At 64.9% G+C, this 19,050-nt stretch carries 13 protein-coding genes; 2 read left to right on the top strand and 11 right to left on the bottom strand.

Features of this window, described 5'->3' with window-relative positions; all coding sequences use genetic code 11:
* Positions 1-7: 7 nt before the first annotated feature.
* From ASG28_RS13155 to ASG28_RS13125, 7 genes are all read right to left on the bottom strand, one after another.
* Positions 8-2,365, bottom strand: a complete 2,358-nt coding sequence (locus tag ASG28_RS13155; RefSeq protein ID WP_235477791.1) for a glycoside hydrolase family 3 N-terminal domain-containing protein — start codon at positions 2,363-2,365, stop codon at positions 8-10.
* A 91-nt stretch (positions 2,366-2,456) separates the two neighbouring features.
* Positions 2,457-2,696, bottom strand: coding sequence for a helix-turn-helix domain-containing protein (locus ASG28_RS17115; protein ID WP_055975893.1), 240 nt, complete (start codon positions 2,694-2,696; stop codon positions 2,457-2,459).
* Positions 2,697-2,770: 74 nt separating this feature from the next.
* Positions 2,771-3,589, bottom strand: a complete 819-nt coding sequence (locus tag ASG28_RS13145; RefSeq protein ID WP_082454656.1) for an SDR family NAD(P)-dependent oxidoreductase — start codon at positions 3,587-3,589, stop codon at positions 2,771-2,773.
* Between the two features lie 96 nt (positions 3,590-3,685).
* Positions 3,686-5,209, bottom strand: a complete 1,524-nt coding sequence (locus ASG28_RS13140; protein ID WP_082454655.1) for an MDR family MFS transporter — start codon at positions 5,207-5,209, stop codon at positions 3,686-3,688.
* The gene (locus ASG28_RS13135) at positions 5,199-6,422 is read right to left on the bottom strand and encodes a family 1 glycosylhydrolase (RefSeq protein ID WP_055977621.1); all 1,224 of its coding nucleotides are present in this window, start codon (positions 6,420-6,422) and stop codon (positions 5,199-5,201) included. Before ASG28_RS13135 ends, ASG28_RS13140 begins: the two co-directional genes overlap by 11 nt.
* 17 nt (positions 6,423-6,439) lie before the next feature.
* Positions 6,440-8,911, bottom strand: coding sequence for a glycoside hydrolase family 2 TIM barrel-domain containing protein (locus ASG28_RS13130; RefSeq protein ID WP_055975890.1), 2,472 nt, complete (start codon positions 8,909-8,911; stop codon positions 6,440-6,442).
* Between the two features lie 152 nt (positions 8,912-9,063).
* Entirely contained in the window at positions 9,064-10,464 is a 1,401-nt protein-coding gene (locus tag ASG28_RS13125) for an MFS transporter (RefSeq protein WP_055975887.1), read from the bottom strand.
* A 188-nt stretch (positions 10,465-10,652) separates the two neighbouring features.
* On the opposite strand from ASG28_RS13125, the gene ASG28_RS13120 reads away from it, so the two are divergent.
* The gene (locus ASG28_RS13120) at positions 10,653-11,612 is read left to right on the top strand and encodes a LacI family DNA-binding transcriptional regulator (protein ID WP_162235710.1); all 960 of its coding nucleotides are present in this window, start codon (positions 10,653-10,655) and stop codon (positions 11,610-11,612) included.
* A 26-nt stretch (positions 11,613-11,638) separates the two neighbouring features.
* Here the strand turns inward: ASG28_RS13120 and ASG28_RS16175 are convergent, their stop codons facing one another.
* The 4 genes from ASG28_RS16175 to ASG28_RS16170 all read right to left on the bottom strand — a co-directional run bounded on the left by ASG28_RS16175 (position 11,639) and on the right by ASG28_RS16170 (position 17,609).
* The gene (locus ASG28_RS16175) at positions 11,639-13,645 is read right to left on the bottom strand and encodes a TniQ family protein (protein ID WP_082454653.1); all 2,007 of its coding nucleotides are present in this window, start codon (positions 13,643-13,645) and stop codon (positions 11,639-11,641) included.
* Positions 13,638-14,606, bottom strand: a complete 969-nt coding sequence (locus ASG28_RS13115) for an AAA family ATPase (protein WP_055975881.1) — start codon at positions 14,604-14,606, stop codon at positions 13,638-13,640. The genes ASG28_RS16175 and ASG28_RS13115 overlap by 8 nt, the downstream gene beginning before the upstream one ends.
* Before the next feature lie 131 nt (positions 14,607-14,737).
* Complete coding sequence (locus ASG28_RS13110) at positions 14,738-16,783, bottom strand: Mu transposase C-terminal domain-containing protein (protein ID WP_082454651.1); 2,046 nt, start codon at positions 16,781-16,783, stop codon at positions 14,738-14,740.
* Complete coding sequence (locus ASG28_RS16170) at positions 16,776-17,609, bottom strand: TnsA-like heteromeric transposase endonuclease subunit (RefSeq protein ID WP_082454650.1); 834 nt, start codon at positions 17,607-17,609, stop codon at positions 16,776-16,778. The genes ASG28_RS13110 and ASG28_RS16170 overlap by 8 nt, the downstream gene beginning before the upstream one ends.
* Positions 17,610-18,422: 813 nt before the next feature.
* Here ASG28_RS16170 and ASG28_RS13105 point away from each other — a divergent pair.
* Positions 18,423-18,989 carry a helix-turn-helix domain-containing protein gene (locus ASG28_RS13105; protein WP_157485734.1) on the top strand — a complete coding sequence of 189 codons (567 nt, stop codon included), beginning with the start codon at positions 18,423-18,425 and terminating at the stop codon, positions 18,987-18,989.
* Positions 18,990-19,050 lie beyond the last annotated feature (61 nt).

Here is a 19,050-nt window from a genome sequence, read left to right as displayed (position 1 = left end):
CGCGATGTCAGAGGGAGGTGGAAGAACTGAGGATCTCGACCTCGGAAGTCGCGCGGATGTCGTCCGAGGCGAAGCCGACGCTCAGGGTCACCCGCCCGGCCTCGATCACTCGCTTGTCGTCGAGTCCGGTGAAAGCGAGTCGCGCGACCGGTGCCGAGAGCTCGATCGTCTTCTCCTGTCCGACGTCGAGTCCGACTCGTTCGAAGGCGACGAGCTGGCGCACGGGGCGCACGACTGAGGCCTCCTCGTCGCGGGCATAGAGCTGGACGACGGTGTCGCCAGCGCGGGCCCCGGTGTTGCGGACCGTGATCGACAGCGCCAGCTGGCCGTCGGGCGTCACGGTCGGCTCGGACCCTCCTGGGGTCAGGTCGAACTCGGTGTAGGACAGCCCGTGGCCGAAGGCGAACAGGGGGCTCTGCGAGGCGAGGTCGTTGTAGCCGTGGCGGATGCCGGTCGGGTGGTCGTAACCGCTGCCGAAGTGGTGCCCGTGGTAGGTCGGGATCTGCCCGATCGATCGCGGGAAGGTGCTGGGGAGCTTGCCGCTCGGGTTCACTTCGCCGAACAGCGCCCGAGCGATGGCCTCCCCGCCTTCCTCGCCGAGAAGGGGTGCGATGAGCACTGCGCTCGACTGCTCCACGACGTCGGAGAGCAGCAGGGGCCTTCCGGTGACGATGACGCTCACGATGGGAACACCGGTGCCGGCCAGGAGAGCGACGAGCTGCTCCTGGTTCCCGGGCAGGCGGGGTTCACTGGTGGACTGTCCCTCGCCCGCCGTGTTGTTGCCTACCCACCCGGTGCGCTCGCCCAGCGCTGCGATCACGAGATCTGCACCGCGGACGGCACTGGCGACCGCCGCCTCCTCGAGGACAGCAGCGTCGGGCATCAGGTCGCCGAGTTCGACGAACGTGACGTCGGGACGCCGGGCCTGGAGGGCTCCGAGCAGGGTGGATGCGTCCGGGTGGAGTCTCTTCGCAGCCTCCTCGAACGTCGGCTCGATCCCCGGCAGCCGTGCCTGGAAGATGTCGGTGAAGATCGCCTCCTCGGCCGTGATCCCCGGAATCTCCCCGGCCCGGAGGGCCATGGATCCGCGCATCATCTCGATGTTCGAAACGGACGTGTATGCCCCGAAGTGGATGCGGAGCTCATCCGTGGCCGGTCCGATGACCACGATCTTCGTGCGGTCGTCCGAACCCTCGTCAGCAGAGAGGGGCAGCACGCCGTCATTGCTGAGGAGCACGAGGGACTGATCGGCGATGGAGCGCCGAGTCTGGGCGGCGTCTTCGAGGTCGACGTGGGGCTCGTTGCTCGCCCTGCGGAACTCCGGGATGAGCCCGGCTCGCGCCTTCGCCAGCAGAGTGCGCTCGACTGCGAGGTCGACGACTCGCTCGTCCAGGCGTCCGGACTGGACCTCCTCGACGAGCATGGCGTACTCCTCGCCGCCCGGAAGGTCCGCGTCGAGGCCGGCTTCTAGCGCGCGACGTGCTGCATCGCCGGGTTCCGGAGCGGTGTGGTAGACGGTTCGCAGCATCGCGATCGACGAGTAGTCACTGACGACAGGTCCTGTGAACCCGAGCTCGCCGCGAAGGAGGTCCGTCAACATCCACCTGTTGGCAGCTGCTGGCACGCCGTCGACTTCGTTGTACGAGTTCATCATCAGTGCGAGGTCTGCTTCGGCGATGGCTCGACGGAAGGGTTCCGCGTACTCGTCGACGAGTGCTCGACGGCCGAGTTGAGTGATTGCCTGGTTGAGACCGCCCTCAGACGCGCCGTAGCCGAGGAAGTGCTTCCCTGTGGCGAGGATGGGCCGCTCACCGGTGCTGCCTTGGATGCCTTGGACGAACGCCACGGAGCACTGCGCCACGAGTTCAGGGTCCTCGCCGTAGGTCTCGTGCACCCGGCCCCAGCGCGGATCGCGCGCCAGGTCCATGACCGGGGAGAAGACGGCGTGGCCGCCGATTTGCTCGGTGAGTGCGGAGCTGACCGAGGCCGCCCGCCGGATGAGCCCGGGGTTCCAGGACGCTGCCTGTGCCCAGGCTGTCGGGAACTGTGGTCCGGAATCGTGCACGACCCCGTTGATGGCCTCGAAATGCACCATTGCGCCGATCCCGAACGGAGAGCTTTCGCGCACGTGCTCCTGGACGGCGTCGAGCTGTGACCGCAGCTCGTTGGCTTCATCTGCGAGGAACCACGCCATGGAGATGTGTCCGACTCCGTGTGGACGGATGATCGACACGCGCGCGGGATCGATCCCTTGGATCTCGGGCGTGGAGACGAAGAGCTCAGTCGCGAACAGGCCGCGAAGCTGAGCCACCTTCTGCTCCAGGGTCATCTTTCCCACGAGGCGGGCGACGTCGAACGTACTCACGAGTTGTCCTTCTAGATAGTCATAGCGATTGAGACGGCGAAGGCGCTCGTCGGCTCGAGCCGGATATGTGCATGCACCACGAGGTCGTGGCCTAACCGCGAACTCGCGTTAGCTGATCGACGGGGAGATCAAGCTCCTCGAAGAGGCGCAGGACGACGAACACGTTGGGTCCGGCACCCTCGCCCCGTTCTATGCGACGCAAGGTGGCCGGTGCGATGCGGGCGAGCTGAGCCAGGTCCTCTTGGCGCATGCCTTGCTCGCAACGCCTGGCCCTGATCAGAAATCCGAGCTGTGCGACACGGCGTTGCTCGGTCGTGAGGCGGGGTGGCATCGATCAGTCCCGGCTCAGCGGGAACGGGTCTTGTCGACGGGCGCGTGGCGCCCGGTCCTGGGTGACGCGTGTCGTCACTGGACCGACCAGCCCCCGTCGGAGGCCAGGACCACGCCGTTCACGTTCAGGGAGTCGTCACTCAGCAGCCATGTGATGGAGGCGGCGATCGTCTCGGCGTCGACGATCGGGGGAATCATCGCGAAGAAGGGACCGAGTCGTTCCGCTCCGAACTGGGAAGCCATCGAGCCCTCGATGGCTGTCGCGGTAGGTCCGGGAGCGACAGCGTTCGTGCGGATGCCCGAGGGCCCGTAGAGGAAGGCTGAGCTCTTGGTGATGCCGACGACCGCGTGCTTGGACGCGGTGTAGGCGGTCCCGGCCGCGTTGCCGCGGAGGGCGGCCTCGGAGGCGATGTTTACGATCGATCCGCGGCCGCGTGCCAGCATCGAGGGCAGTACCGCGCGGCTCAGGGCGAAGGTGCCGTCGACGTTCACGGAGAGGACCCGGCGCCAGAGGGCATCGTCCGTCTCGTGGAGCGGGGTCATCCCGTCCATGATCCCGGCGACGTTGGCGAGGCCGTCGATGTCCGGGCCGGCTGCGTCGACGATGGACGCGACCCCGTCCGCGGAGGTGATGTCGGCGGTCACGGCGATGACCGAGCCATCCGTGACTGTGCTCGCCAGCGCGTCGATGCCTGCGGGGACGACATCGACGGCGATCACCCGACCGCCCTCGTCGATGACACGACGAGCGGTGGCCCGGCCGATGCCTGAGCCTGCTCCGGTGACGATGATCGTCCTCCCGGCGAAGCGCCTCGCATCGCTGCCTGCAGTGTCGGGCGCGGTCTGTGCGTCAGTGGCCCGTTCGCGGGTGGTGTTCTCGGACTTCGTCGTCATGTCGTTCTCCTTGTGGGGCGGGGCGTGAGGGTCTCCGCGGTGGGCGGCTGCAGTGAGCTCGCAGCCCGCCGCGGGAGTTGGGGTGGTGGGTGCCTGTCAGTGCGCGGGCATGTCGCTTCGGTCGATGCCGGTCGGACGCCGGACGAGGAGCGACAGCAGCACCGGGATGATCGAAATGCAGGCGCCCCAGATGAAGGCCGTGTGCACACCGGCTACCTGTGCGGCGGTGGCATCGGACCCACCAGCTGTCGCGGCGACGGTCCCGGTGGTCATCAGCGTGATGAACAGGGCCGTTCCGGCGGCACCGCCGACCTGTTGCAGGGTGTTCACGATGGCGGACCCGTGGGAGTAGAGGTTCTTGGGCAGTGAGCCCAGGGCCGAGGTGAGGAGGGGGGTGAGCATGAATCCGAGGCCGACGTTGAGCGCGACGTGGATTCCGATCACCAGGGCGACGTCGGTCCTCTCGTCGACGGTGGTCAGACCCCAGAGTGAGGCGCTGAGCAGGACGGCGCCGGGGGTGACGAGCGGCCTGGGGCCGAATCGGTCGAAGAGGCGCCCGACGATCGGTGCGGCGACTCCCATCGCCACTCCTCCGGGGAGAAGTGTCAGTCCTGTCTGCAGCGTGTCGAGGCCGAGGACGTCCTGGAGGTAGATCGGCAGGAGGATCAGCGACCCGAACAGGGTCGCCATGCTGACGATGACCAGGAGCGTGGAGATCGTGAACGCTCGTGTCCGGAAAGGGCGTAGGTCCATCAGGGCTCGGTCTTGCTTCTGCAGTGAGAACGACCGGAGGACGAAAGCGACGAGGGCGAGCACGCCGACAGCCACAGGTACCACCGGCGGGAGGTGGACCTCTCCGCCGGCGGCCTCGCCCAGGCTGCTGAGCCCGAAGATGAGGCCACCGAAACCGACCGCCGCGAGCAGGATCGAGAGAACGTCGAAGCGGGTCTTCCGGGTCTCGGCGATGTCCGTGATGAGGAGGGAACCGAGGACCAGCGCGACGAGGGCGATGGGGAGCACCACGATGAACAGCCATCGCCAGGACAGCGAGTTCAGGATCAGGCCGGAGATGGTGGGTCCGACCGCCGGCGCGACAGCGATGACGATCGAGATCAGGCCCATCATGCGTCCCCGGCGCGAGGCCGGGACGAAGGTCAGCACGGTGGTCATCAGCAGCGGGATCATCAGCGCCGTGCCGCTGGCCTGCACGACGCGGCCGGCCAGCAGGACCGGGAAGCCAGGCGCGACCGCGGCGATCAGCGTGCCGAGGGTGAACAGCGTCATCGCAGCGATGAAGACCGACTTGGTGCCGAAGCGTTGGAGGACCTGCCCGGTGGTGGGGATGATGATGGCCATTGTCAGGAGGTAGGCGGTGGTCAGCCACTGGGCGGTGGAGGCGGTGATCCCGAGGTCGCGGATGAGGCTCGGGAGTGCGACACCCATGATCGTCTCGTTGAGGATCACCACGAACGCGGAGGCCAGGAGCAGCCCGATGATCAGCTTCGCCCGCTTCGGGAGGCGCTCATCCCTCTCGGGGTCGGTGGTGCCGCGGGAGATCTCGGCGGTGGGCTCGAGACCGCTTGCGTCTGCGGGGGTCCCGTGTCGGGTCTCAGCCGTCATGGGGCGCCTTCTCGGCGGCTGCACGCTGACCGAGCCAGGCCAGGCTCGGCTTGGGGGTGCGCACGAAGGTGGTCCGGTCGACGGCTATGAGGCCGAAGGTGGGTCCCCAGTGGCCCCACTCGTAGTTGTCGAGGATGCTCCAGTGCAGGTAGCCGCGGACGTCGATGCCGTCGGCGACGGCCGAGGCCAGTCCTGCGAGTGCGCCGTCGATGTAGTCGATGCGGCGGGAGTCGTCCGCGGTCGCGATGCCGTTCTCCGTGATCAGGATCGGTACCCGTGCGACGTCGGCGGCATGGCGGACGGCCATGCCCAGCGCGTCGGGGCGGTAGGCCGCGCCCGTGAGGGTGTTGTCCGGGTGCGGCGGGTGGGCGACGAGGCCCTTGCTGTCGACAGCTTGCGAGGAGTATGCCTGCACGCCGAGGAAGTCGTCGTCACGGGACGCCTCGAGGTAGAGGTCCTCCCAGACGTAGCGGACCTTCTCGAGGGTCTCCTCGCCGCCGGGGGCTGCGGTCAGGGCCAGGCAGGCGATGCTCCAGCCGACCTTCGCTCCGGTGCGCTCGCGCAGCCGGTCGCGCACCGCGTGGTGCAGCTCGGCGAGACGGCGTCCGATCTCCGGGTCCGGGTCGGGGAGCATCGCCGCCCGCCCCGTGTTCTCCTGGTCCTCGACGGTGGGGCTGACCCAGTCGCCGGTGTCCGCGTCGGCATCCGCGAAGACGTTCTGCGCGTTGAGCATCATCGAGAGCATGTTCGGCTCGTTGAAGGTGATGATCCACTCGACTCCGGTGAGGATCGGGATCACGGTGTCGACGAAGCTGCCCCACCGCTCGTGGGCCGTGTCACCGGTCCAGCCGCCCTCCTCCGCGAACCACAGCGGGACCGTGAAGTGGTTCAGGGTGATGACCGGGGTGAGGCCCAGCTCGAGGGCGGTGTCGATCATCCGACGGTAGTGCGCGAGCTCGGCCCGTGACACCTGGCCGGCGCGCGGCTCGATCCGCGCCCACTCGATGCCGAAGCGGTAGGTGTCCAGGCCCGCGGCGGCGAGCAGCTGCATGTCCTCGCGGTAACGGTGGTAGCTGTCGACGGCATCACCGCTGGGCTCGAGACCGGGGATGATGCCCTCGTTGCGCCACCAGTCGCTGGCGAGGTTGTTGCCCTCGATCTGGTGGGGGGCTGAGGCGGCTCCCCAGAGGAATCCGGGACGGAATGTCGGCATGTGCTGCTCCTGGGTGCTCATCGGCCGATGGCCGGGTCGAGGACGGTCTCGTGGGCTGGCTCGGCGCCCGCCGCGGCCACGTCGAGGGAGAGGGTGGCGGCCTCGACACCGTCGGCGGTCACCTGCACGCTGACGGGTCCGACTCCGGTAGGCCGGACGATGGCGAGCAGGCGCCCCTGGAAGGTGGTGTGCGTGTCCGCGTCGTACTTCTCGGTGGGGTCTGGGCGAGCGCTTCCGAGGCCCTGGAGGACCGCGGCGCCGCTGACCTCGACCCGGACGGCGCGGTCGGCACCGGTGATGAGGGTGCCGTCGGCGTCGCGGAACTCGATCGTGACGAAGCTGAGGTCGGACGTGTCGTCGACGAGGTGGTCACGGTCGGCCAGCACCTGCAGGCGAGCACTTCCGGCGGCGGTCCGCAGACTCGCCCGGCTCACTTCTTCTCCGGCGGTGAGGGCTACGGCGGTCAGCTGGCCGGGCGCGTAGGGCACCTCGAAGGTCGTGCGGTAGCTGTGGTCGCGGCCCGTGGGGGCGCGTCCGATGCTGTCGCCGTTGAGGAGCAGTTCGATCTCGTCGGCGTCGCTGTAGACCTCGACGGTCGTGGGAGAGCCGGTCCGGACGTCCCAGGTCCAGCCAGCGACGGCTTCGGACCACGCCCAGGGGCTGGGGAACGCCTGCGCGTCGTGGTGCTGCGGCGGGCGCACCGCGATGTAGGGCTCGTGACGGAGCCCGAAGACCGTCTCCCGGTAGTAGGACATGGGACGGCGGAAGCCGGTGATGTCGAGGTCCCCGCACCAGGCAGCCAGCCACGGGTAGGGAGCTGCGAAGGCGGGCATCTCGCCCTCGGCGAGGTACTGGATGCGGCCGATCCCGACCTCGCCGAGGTAGTCCCAGCCGGTCCAGGTGAAGTCGCCGATGACGTGCGAGTTCTCCTCGACGAGGCGCCAGTTGACGTCGATGTTCCGGGGGAAGGTCTCGGTGCCGACGATGATGCGGTTGGGGAAGGCGTCGCGGTCGGCGACGTACCGGGTCTCGCCGTAGTTGATGCCGGCGACGTCGACGGCGGCGAAGGACTCGGCGGTCTTCTCCGTCACCATGTCGGAGGCGTTGATCGCGCCCATGAAATCACCCGCAGCGTTCACACCGGCAGGAGCTTCCCCTTCGCGCTGGGCGGCCATCATGCGGGCGACGTCGGTGATCGCGGCGACGAATCCGTTGATGCTGTTCGTGATGAAGCGTGTCTCGTCGAGCGACCGGATCTTCTCCGCGATCTTCCTGCCCCAGTCGGACCCGAGAGGGTTCCCCGTCTCGGGGATCTCGTTGCCGATGGAGTAGAAGATCACCGAGGGGTGGTTGAAGTCCTTGGCGACGAGCGCTTCGACGTCGCGTTCCCACCACTCCGGGAAGGACAGGGAGTAGTCGAAGGCGGACTTGCCGATGGTCCACATGTCGAAGGTCTCGTCCATCACGAGCATCCCGTGACGGTCGCAGGCGTCGAGCATCGCCTGGCTGAGCGGGTTGTGGGAGCTGCGGATCGCGTTGAACCCGGCGTCCTTCAGCAGCTGCACGCGTCGCTCCTCGGCGCGGCCGATGGTGGCGGCTCCGAGGATTCCGTTGTCGTGGTGGAGGCACGCCCCACGGAGCTTGACGGTCGTCCCGTTGATGCGCAGACCGTCGACGGGATCGAGCTGGAGCGTACGGATGCCGAACGTCGTCTCGCGCTCCTCGACCGAGGTCCCCGTGTCGGCGAGGGTGGTGGCGGCCGTGTAGAGGGAGGGACTGTCGACGTCCCAGAGCTGCGGAGTCGTGACGTAGAGCCGCTGGCGAGCGACGGAGGCGGCTCCCGCACGGAGGGTGAGGGGGGCGGTGTCGGTGGCGACGACGTGTCCCTCGGGGTCGCGCAGGACGGTGGAGATCGTGCGCTGGGCAGTCCCGGTGCTCTCGTTCTGGACCGTCGTGACGATCTCGACGACGGCGCGGCGCGAGTCGATGTCCGGCGTCGTGATCTGCACGCCGGTGGGGGTGATGTGGACGAACTCCGTGACGTGCAGCAGCGTGTCCCTGTGGATGCCGACGCCGGTGTACCAGCGGGAGTCCTCGTGGGCGCGGGCCTCGACGCGGATCGTGTTGGGGGCGCCGTAGTGCAGGAAGGCATCGAGCGGGACGAAGAAGGTGGAGTACCCGAACGGACGCTGCGCGGCGAAGACCTCGTTGACGTAGACCATCGCGTCCCGGTGGACGCCCTGCAGCTCGAGGGTCACACGCTTGTCCCGGTAGTCCTCGGGGATGTCGATGGTCTTCGTGTACTCCACCGTCGCGCTGGGGAAGTAGCCGGTGTGCGAGGTGCGTCCGGGGTCGGCAGAGCGGTCTCGGTGGATGAGCGCGTCGTGCGGCAGCGTGACTGGCGTGGTCTCGGCGGCGCCCTGGAGGCTCTCGAAGATGCTCGTCTTGTCTCGGACGCTCCAGCCGTCATTGAATGCGGTGGTCGTCATGGTTCTGCTCCTTGCTGCGGGGCCGTCGCGCCGGTGCTCAGCGGTCGCTGCAACTCTCGGTGGTGGACGTGCTCAAATTGAACGGGTCGTTCGTCAGGTGGTCGGGACGCCGTGGAGGTGGGGTGGCAGGCGTGACCGCCTGCCACCCGCGATCAATCCATGACCTGGATGCTGTGGGTAGCGAGGTCGGCCCGGCGGCCAGCCGTGATGGGGATGATGAAGAGGGCTCCGAGCACGGCGATGGCGGCGCCGGCGAAGTAGACGACCGTGTAGTTGCCGGCGCCGAGGGCGAGAACGGCGCCGGCGATGAAGGGCCCGATCGCCTGCGGCAGCGTGCTGCCGATGCCGATGATCGCCAGGAAGCGGCCGTTCTCATCGGTGTCACGCGGAAGGACGTCCAGCGCGAGCGCCTGGTCGACCGCGCCGTAGCACCCGATCGCGAGAGAGAGGATGAGGCCACCGATGACGTACTGGGGAATCGACGTCGCAGTGCCGGTCACGATCATGCTCGCACCGAGGACGATGGCGCTGAAGACCAGGAAGGGCTTGCGGGTCTTGAGCTTGTCGGAGAGGAAGCCGGCCCCGACTGCGCCGAGGATGCCGGTGACGACGCCAGGGATCCCGATGGCGGCCAGGAGGGCGCCGACCTGGGCGGGGGTCAGCTCGAGACGGCTGGTCAGGAGGTAGACGCCGTAGAGACCGGACATCGAGATGGCGAGGAAGACGAAGGCCTTGCTGATCCAGACCCAGGCGAGGTTCGGGTAGCGGCGCGGGTTGAAGTAGAAGCCCTGGAAGACCTTCGCGAGTCTCAGCGGCGGACGTTCGCCGGTGAACTGGGGGTCGCGCATCACCAGGGTGAAGAGCAGACCGCCGACGAACGCGATGCCGGCCGGCAGCAGGAACAGGCCGATCGGGTTCGCGACGAAGCCTCCGGCGACGGTGATGCCGAGGATCGGAGCGATCTGGGTGATCGCGCCGAGGATTCCCATCACACGTCCGCGCTGCAAGGCCGGCAGGGAGTCACCCAGGTGCGTGTTCAGCATCGACGAGACGACTCCGTAGCCGGTGTACGCGATGCACCAGCCGATGACGAGTCCGGCGATGCCGTCGGTGAGGGCGATCGCCGACGACCCGACGAGGCCCAGGAGGCTGCCGAAGAGGAGCCACGGACGACGACGGCCGAACCGGGAACGGGTCCGATCGCTCAGGACGCCCACGAGCGGGGTCCCGAGGACGACGAAGAGACCGGGAAGGCCCACGGCGAGAGCGAGGACCGAGTTCTGGTTGTCAGGAGCCACCTGTGCGACCCGTACCGCGAGCGAGAACGCGATAGGGACGATGAACGCGACGTAGAGGGTCAGCTGCGCGAGGTAGATCGCCACGAGGTACCTCGTGCGGAGCTTCTTCGTCGGCGCCTCAGGGGCGTCGGACATCGCGTCCGCGATGCGTTCTGCCCCGACCTGGGTGGCCGCAGGCTGGTTCAGCGGGATCTCGGTGAAACGAGGATCGGGAGCGGGGGCCGACGACGCGTCGTCAGAGAGTTTTCCGGACATAGATCAGAACTCCATTGTCGTGAACGCCGAACAGGAGGCTCGGCCAGATCTACACGCCGATGGGGGGCTCGGCGGGTGTTGTTACGCGACAATACAGATGAAGAAGCCAGTTGTCACGTAGCAAATCGCGTTGGCGGCACTCGTCGCCAGTACGCTTGGGACAGACAGAGGCCAGAGAAGGGGAGTTCGTGGTCACCACCAGTCGCGATGTGGCTCTCCACGCTGGCGTGTCTCGTTCGACGGTCAGCGAGATCCTCAATGGACGCGGCGGCAAGTTCGCAGTGGCTACGCGCGAGAAGGTTGAACAGGCCGCGCGGGAGCTGAAGTACCAGCCATCGGCTGCCGCTCGCAGCCTCGTGCGGGGAACGAGTGACCTCGTGGTCGCACTGATCCCCAACACGACCTTCGGCGTGAACCTGCAGGACATCCTCGAGAAGGCGACTGAGGAACTCGCCGAGCATGGGCTGACGCTGCTGCTGAGGTTCTCGACCCCCTCGCCTGAGATGTTCGACCGGCTCATCTCGACGGCCAACCCCAGAGGGGTTCTGTCCTTCATGCCCTTCTCGGTCAAGGAGCAGGAGATCATGCGCTCGCGCGGCGTGCAGTTCATCGCCTCGTCCCCACTCGACAGCCACAGTGGAACTAATTACGACATTGGACGGCTTCAAGTCCGATACCTCACAGAACGAGGGCACCGTCAAGTCGCTTTCGCCCGCCTCCTCGACGCCCGTCAGGACGTCTTCGGCGACGAACGTGAATCGGGCGTCCGCGACGAGTGCCAAGCTCAAGGCCTGCCCTCGCCGACCATCCTGAAGCTAGGCGTCAACAGGGATGAGGCCCTGGCCGCGCTGGACTCTCTAGCCCCGGCACCGGTCGCGATCGCCTGCTACAACGACGACATCGCGACAGCGCTGCTCTCAGCTGCCACCATCCGCGGGCGCCAGGTCCCGGAAGAGATCGCGCTGATCGGTATGGACAACACGCCCATCTCCCAAGTCGTCGTGCCCCGTCTCACCACCATCGACTACCCCGCCTCAGAGGCCGCCCACCTCACCGTGGCCGGATTCCTCTCCGCCATCACCGGTGATGCGGTCGAGGCATCCGATCTCCACCTCGCCCTCCGAGTCGTCGAGGGCGAGACGTCCTAGCGTCGCACCAAGGCCCCGCTAGTCGCTCAAATCCTGCTTCGCGACGCGCAGGGGTGTCTGACGACGTGGCTCGCGCGAATGTCCCGACGCAGTCCCGCCCAATCGGCCGTAGATGAATGCTGACTGCGGTAGTGCGGTGGACGAGCAGCGGCGACAAGCGGGACCGTCTCCGCTGAGATGCCAGCCGACCGTCCAAGTCCCACGACTGTCCGTACGCCGCGCTCGAGAAGCTCGTGAAAGGACTTCAGATTGAGCTCGTCGATTCGGCCGCCTGGTTGCAGTCGGGTGGGCAGTAGGTCTAAGGCGGGCATTTCATGGATCGGAGCTTCTAGATCGGCCTCCTCGAGGATGAGCCCGAGGTAGTGATCTATGGCTTCCTTGAGCTGTGCGCTGAGACCTAGAAGGAAGTCGGTCATGTGGGGGCGACGATAGGTCAGACCGTCGATGCGGCGCATTCTCTGTGGCATGAGGTCGAGGTAGGACCCTGTGAGGCGCTCGTAGGCATAAGCCCGGGCCTGACTGTACCGGGGAGCGACATCCACACGAGCTCCCACGCTTTTTCGCAGGGCGACCAAGTGTTCTAACGGGAAGAAGTTCGGGTCTTCCGCTCTGACCAGACTCTTACGGATGTTGTAACTCAACCGCGGGCGTGTCTTGCCAGCTGCATCGAAGAGATAAGCGATCGCCTCGATGAAGTCCCCGCTGCTTCCCGAATTGTCCGCAAGGATTAGTGAACTGATGTCGGCCGCTGTGTCTTGTTTCTCGGCGGCAGCAAAACCGCCTTCCTCTGGACGCCCCGCTTTGTAGGCGCCGCCGTACTGCTTCACCGTTGCGTCGAGGGTGCGCCGCACTTCGTTGATTCGGCGGGGGCCGCCAGGGTTGAGGGCATATAACCACTCACCCCAGAGGGTGTCGGGAAGGTCGACTCCCGCTACGGCGGTCTCGCTGCTGGCAGGGGTCGCGCTGGCGAACCAGATGCGTTGCCGTGATGTCAGATCGGCGTCAATGGCATGAGCGATTCTCCTGCGTGTGTGCTCAGATCCACCGAAAGTGTTGATGACCTCGGTCGGTCCGTTCTTCCACCACGCAGTCGCGGACCCCTTGCCTGTCTTGCTGAACACGAGTTCCCGAAGGAGGCGAAACTCGGCCTTTTCAGTCCCAGTGAGAAGTGGTTTTGCGGCGCAGATGAGAGCTCCGAAGAAGAGAGCGTCGCTTGGGACGACGGCACCAACCCTTCTGCTGTCCGGTTCAAGGCCAGCCAGTTCTCCTGAGCTCAGGTTGGCAGCTTGCTCGAGAGCAGCCCGATCGGTCACCGCGAGAACTGCAAGGCACATGGCCCTGAGATCAGAGATGTCGAGGCGTTGATCGGGCACGTTGCCCTGCTCGAAGAAGGCGCTCACGAAAATTTGAGCCTGGACGACCGGATGGTCAACCGGGAGGGGTTCTGCGTGTCCTTCTGTCAGGTCGGCGTCGCAACGCTCGCGTCGTTTGTTTTCGCCCGCTTCGAGTTCCCGGAAGCAAAATGATGATGCCGGTGAGACCAGTCCCGGAGGAGCCATCACGGATATTGGCCCCTGGCAGGACCAGCACCAGTCCTGCAGAACCGAGTGATGCCTCGTGCAGACAAAGGTCCATCCCAACTGCCACGTCAATTGAAATGCCCCACCTGACTCGCTGAGACACTGTGGGCAGTAGCGAGAGTGGGTGCCTTTTACCCAGTTTCGAAGCCTCTTCAGGCGGTTGTCTTCGTCGAATTCCAGGGACGGCATGTGGTCGAACCTGTCGAATGCCGTCGCACGAAGAACATCAGCGGGGATGGCTGTCGCCTCGCTGAGCTTCTTGAGAATGCCCGCGGTGAATTTGAACCCATGCGTGCTGGCTACAAGACGCGTTTCGTCTTGAGTGAAAGCGAAGCACTGGTAGAGCTGCAAGGCGCTGACTTTGAGTCGTGAGCTATACCGTCTGATCCAGCTTTGGAAGGACTCCCCCTCTTCCGGCCAGACAACTATTGCCAGGTGGAGCACCCTAGGCATTTGCGGGTTCGGGGAGGGACGTCCAGGTTCCGTCGCCGAGGGTGGCGAGGAGCTTTGGGGACTGGGTAGCCGAGAGGGCGTTCAGGGGGATCTTGAGAAGGAGCTCTGGGGTAAGTCGCTCTTCCCCTGTGGCGATGGCTCGAGCACAGGCCTGGTTTATGAGTTGTGCCAGGCTCCGCCAGCTTCCGGAGGTGAGGGCCCACACGACGTCTGCACACCGGTAGAAGAGGTCGCCATCCTGCTGGCGGGTGAGGCGGAGGTTGCCTTCGATAGCGGCGAGGGTGCGCATCCATTCGGGGTTGCGGTCGCCGATGGCGAATGGGCGGACGGCATGCGGCTGCACGAGGCTGAGGAACTGTTCGCCTGCAGCATCGGGTTGACCGTTCTTGCGGAAGATTTCGCTTCCCAGTACGTCGTTGCCGGCGAAGAAGAAGGTGCAGGGGGATTGGTTGAGAAGGTCTTTCAGGTAGTTGCTCATTCGGTGCCCTGCGGCCACCGAGCGGCCCATGAAGTGCAGTTCATCGATGGCGACGATCTTGACGTTGCAGGCAAACAGGGCGTCGATGACGGCATTCGTCATGGCGCGTTCGTTGGTTTTGAAGGGGGGTAGCTCGAGGAAGTCCCTGAGCCGCTCTGCCAGACCTCGCTCGTTCGTTGCTGAGCGCATAGAGATGTGCACGACGTCGATGGGGCGGCTCCCGCGCGCTGGGGCTTGAACACGCTGCCGCAGCTCGGCTTGCTCCTTGTGAAAGCTGTGCAGGTAGTGACGCATGACAGCGCTTTTTCCTTGACCGGCTCGACCGTCCAACAGGAGCGCCGGCTTCGCCTCGTCGATCGCCTGGTGGTTGGACGTCACGAGAAAATCCATGGCTTCGAGAAGCAGGTCCGCTTGCGGGGTGTGGACGAACGGCGGGTTGGCGTGAAACAAGGCGCGCTCCTTGTTCCACTTCTCGGCCTGCACGCGAGTGAGTTTGCCGAATTGCTCGGCGGTGAGCCGCTTCGGTTCGACTCGACGAATATTCGCGTGTCGAACCCAGTCAGTGTGGGTACGGGGGTCGGGAGGAAGGCTCAACCGGGCGCTTGCTAAATACGTCATCGCGTCTTAGAGCCCGTCTGGTAGCCAGAGACGTGGTCAAATCCCGGAGGAAGCGGCTGCTCCTCCTTGCCGACGCCACTGTGCTGGAGTGTCTCGACGGCGTTCTTGCCCTTTGCGATCGTGAAGTCTGCGGCGGCCTCGACGTGCCGCTTTGTTGTCGCCTTCTTGGTCTTCTTGGGCTTCGGAGACGGGTAAACGTTGTCGGTGGCGTACCGGTTGAACTTGAGGAGGTCCGTCTGGCCTTCCGTCCTGGTTTGCAGGTCGCTGAGCACGGAGCGGCGCTGCTCATCGACTATTTTGCGAGCGATGTCGGAGAACGGTGCGGGGAGGTCCACGCCCTCGGTCCAGGGCACGGGATGGAAGTTGTGGTCGTCGTCTTGGAGCCAGACGGTTTTGATGTCGTTGGTGTCCCAGTGGATGGGCCATTTACCTCCCGGGTAGGCGCTTTTCCGGCCTGCGAAGTCGCGTAAGACTGGGGCGTTGTACTTCCGGTTATTGAGACGAATGGGTCCGTGCCGGATGTCCCTCAGCTGCGAAGGAAGGATCTGGAAGCGAAGGTTGACGTCGGCGGGAGCGCGGACGAAGCCGCTGGTGGCTATGCCCACGTCATACATCTGAAAAGGCGATCGGCCGCCAAATTCGTTGTTTGGCGGGTAGAGGTCTTTCTGCGGTGTCAAGTGGTAATTGGTCGCTACCCATTGACGCAGATATCCGAGGACTTCGGTCGGGGTGAAAAAGGCTTGGGAGGCAGGGTCTCCGAGGGTGGATTCTGTCCCACCGCCCACATATCCGCGGAGGGGCGCAAGAGCTCCGCGGGTCATGGTTCCGAAGAAGCGCTCCACTTGCGCCTTTGAGAAACCGCTGGCGGGTCGGGTCGGTTCGAGGCTGAAACCGATCAGAGCGGCGAGACGTTTCAGCTCTTTCCCGGTGAAGACTTTGCCGTTGTCGACAACGATCGTCTCGGGCGTGACCACGGGCCCAAATCGCGGCTGCTGCTCATCGTGAGCTGTGTAGAGCACGGCACCTGGCACACCGTGATAGGGCCAGACAGGATTGCCCGGCCAAGCGGGGTCGAGCGGCTTCGGCTGAAGGATCTCGGCTATGAGGCTCGCGACGTGCGCCGATGTGGTGGTTCGGGCGATGACCATTGCCAGGATGCATCGGGTGTACTGGTCGATCGCGACAGTCAGCTCAGGGCGGAACGGTTGGCCACCATCGGGATCGACGCAGAAGACATCGAGAACGGTGGTGTCCAGCTGGACTACCTGGCCTGGGTAGATCAGATGTCGGTGGTTGTTCCGCTTTGACGGGCGGGCGTTGATGCTTGCCCTCGTCTTGGAGATGCCGGCTTGCATCCCGGAACCACTCTGGCACTCGTTCACGAGGCGATACATGGTCGGCATCGACGGCCTGGGAACGTCGGGAAGATTCGCGAAGGCGGCCGCGATCAACACGCTTGTCACGGGTCGCGTCTCCGTTTTTGCCTCGGCCACAATTGCTCTGACTTCGGCGATGAGACGGGGATCAACACTCGGGAATGACACTCGAGGCCGAAATCGGGATTGGCGAGTGAGAGCTGTTTCTCCGCCCTTGCGGAACTCGTCACACCAGGCGCGTACCGAGCGTTGTGAGATACCGAGTTCAGTGGCCTTTGCGGCTTGCCGTTTGCCGAGCTGCGGTACAAGAGACGGGTTGTATTCGTCGCGCGGTTCGTGGGCCAGGGCAACAGCGGCTGTTCCCGACCGGTAGCCGGTTTCGAGTTCACGGATGTGCCCGGCCCGATCGGCTGCAGCTGATTGGACGTCTGCGGGCATCATGTCGAACGTCGTGAAGCTCTGGGCGTATCTCAAGCGACGAGCTGCTGCTGTCCGGTGTTCCTGCGGCTGAGCAGCTACGAGCTCACCGAGATCCATCTCCACGGGCATCTTGCTGCGTCGAGTGATGACCGCCTTGCCTTGGCTGAGCGACTCAATCTTCCAGTTCTGGCCGCGGTGCACGACCGTGCTTCCGATCGCAATGATCAGCGCAAGCGCGTCAGGCATCGGAAAGCCTGACCATGGAGGCCCCGGACAAGGCAGTGTCGAGATCTGTCACCAGAATCTGCAGCCATAGGAGGGCTCTGACACAGGACAGTGATATTTCGGGAGCAAGGTCGGGAGCCATCGCGTTTACGAGAGCATCGATGGTCACAGGCCTTTCCGCTGCAGCGGCGACTACGTCAAGCGGGAGACCCGCGCGCCAGCGGGGATTGCGCATGTGCGACAAGAAGGCCAGATTTGTCGATCTTGGCTGCGGTAACTCCGATACGACTCGATGGCGAAGGCCAGCCTGGGTTATTGCTCTGTGCACCCAGGCGTGGAGTTCCTCGACCTTTGGATCGGTCAATAGGTGTTCGGGTTTGCAGTTCAGGACGTCGACGGCCGCGTCGATTCCTAAGAGCGCATAGTCCGGCGTGTGGGTTCTGACTTTGCCACCCACGAGTGCCGTCAGCCGAAAGGGCTGCGAAATGACGTGAAGTATCCGAGGGTCAAAGTCCGCCATCATGACGGTTTCACGCTCGAGGAGCGACTCGTAGAGAACGATGTCTTGCATCGTGGATGACCAGAAGGCGCCCGTGGTGGGCCGGCGGCCTCTGTAGTTGGCCGGCTCTCTAGCCGGGTAGACGTCCAGGAGATCGCTCGCCTGTAAGTCGGTCAGTGGCTTGCTTATCGAGGTGTCCCTCTTGGGACGAAACTGAACCCACGCTCCGGTTCGTAGCTCCTCGACCGGTAAAGCCGGCCACGACAGCGAGCGCTTGTTGCGGGGTGGAATACCGACCGGGGCCTTGAAACCCAGACCTGCAGGAGACGGCGGTGACTCCTCAGCCATCGTTCTTCAGGCCTGAGCTGGCGAAGCGATGAGCCATGCCAAGTTCACCAACAACGTGCGCCACTTCGAAGCTCGGACGATGAGGCGGGGCACCTGGAAAGCCGCGATCAGGACTGAACGCTCTCATGACGTCGTAAATGGGCTGGGTAGTCGCGACTGTTAGAGGAATCACGCAAAGAACCTAACGCGATAAGTCGCTACTGCCAACAGCTATTTTGGAGCATTTACTCCGTCTGAGCTTTCGCTGACCGTATCCACTTCGAAACCGTTGACTGACTCGTTCCGATCGTGCTGCCGATCTTCTCGACGGTCACCCCAAGCTCACTCGCTTCGACCACGAGGTTGAAACGGCGATCGGTCAGGGACCTGATCTTCACTTCCGCATCCACCAGTTCCGCCAGAAGTTCCGCTGCTCGAGCTTCGTCTTGAACGATTTTGCGAGGGCGGCCTATGCGCCGGGGAGGCAGGGGTGTCGTCATATTCCAGTCCGGTCATCGTGTTTATTGACGCCGGACCTCCTATTGCACTCCCCGGAGGCGCGTGCAATGATCCGACACGATAGACGTTCGGATTTGTGGCTTCTTTTCGATCTTCTCGAGCACTGCGCCCGACCTGCCAGTCGTGCGCTCAACGGTCAATGAAGACCGCTATTTGTTGTGCCGGAAGTCCATGGTAGCCATCAACATCATCAGCGCCTAGCTCCCCGGCGATCGGCCGAGACGAGCATCTCATTCTTACTCGAAGACGAGCAGATACGCCTAGGCCGCCGCCTGGGGAACCGGCCTCAGCAGACGACGGAAAGAGTGGAAGGCCATGAACGAAGAGGGTCTTCATGCAGACGGTTTTGACTTTGCCCCGCGGAGATCTGGAGCGGCGCCTTCCGATGCTCCCTCGATATCCGCCAAGCAGGAGCAATTCATCCTTCAGTCAGGCGCGATGACCGCTGCCGAGCTCGATGAGGTCAAGACCTCCCTGGCACGGCGCGAACTTCATGACCTCGAGATGCGAACGGAACGAGAAGGCCTCGATGCGGCGCTCACGACCGAGCAAGCGGCCGCCATGCTCGGGATCGCTCGAGGAGATCTAAGCGACTGGCGCCGTCGACACATTGCCTTCGCCTTCAAGCTGGGCGGAGAGCCTCGGTACCCCACATGGCAGTTCACGAAAGTAGCGAAGCCCGCTGTCCTGCCGGGACTGCCCTCCGTGATCCGGGCCTTCCCCGACGACATGCACCCGTCGTCCATCCTGAACTTCATGAACACCCCCCAGGAAGATCTCCTCGATGAGGATGAAGCATCCCTGACTCCGATTCAGTGGCTCGAGGAGGGTCATGATGCGCAAGACATCGTGGACATTCTCGCGAGCTTCCTCCAGTCCTAGCCGCCACGCACCTTCCGTCCAGCAGCACGCCGGCGCTTATCGGCCGACACTGGAGCTGACT

This window comes from Frigoribacterium sp. Leaf415 (assembly GCF_001424645.1).
In the GTDB taxonomy this organism is placed as follows: Bacteria; Actinomycetota; Actinomycetes; order Actinomycetales; family Microbacteriaceae; genus Frigoribacterium.
The sequence above is the reverse complement of the archived record's forward strand: the minus strand, read 5'-3'. Positions and strand labels throughout refer to the sequence as shown.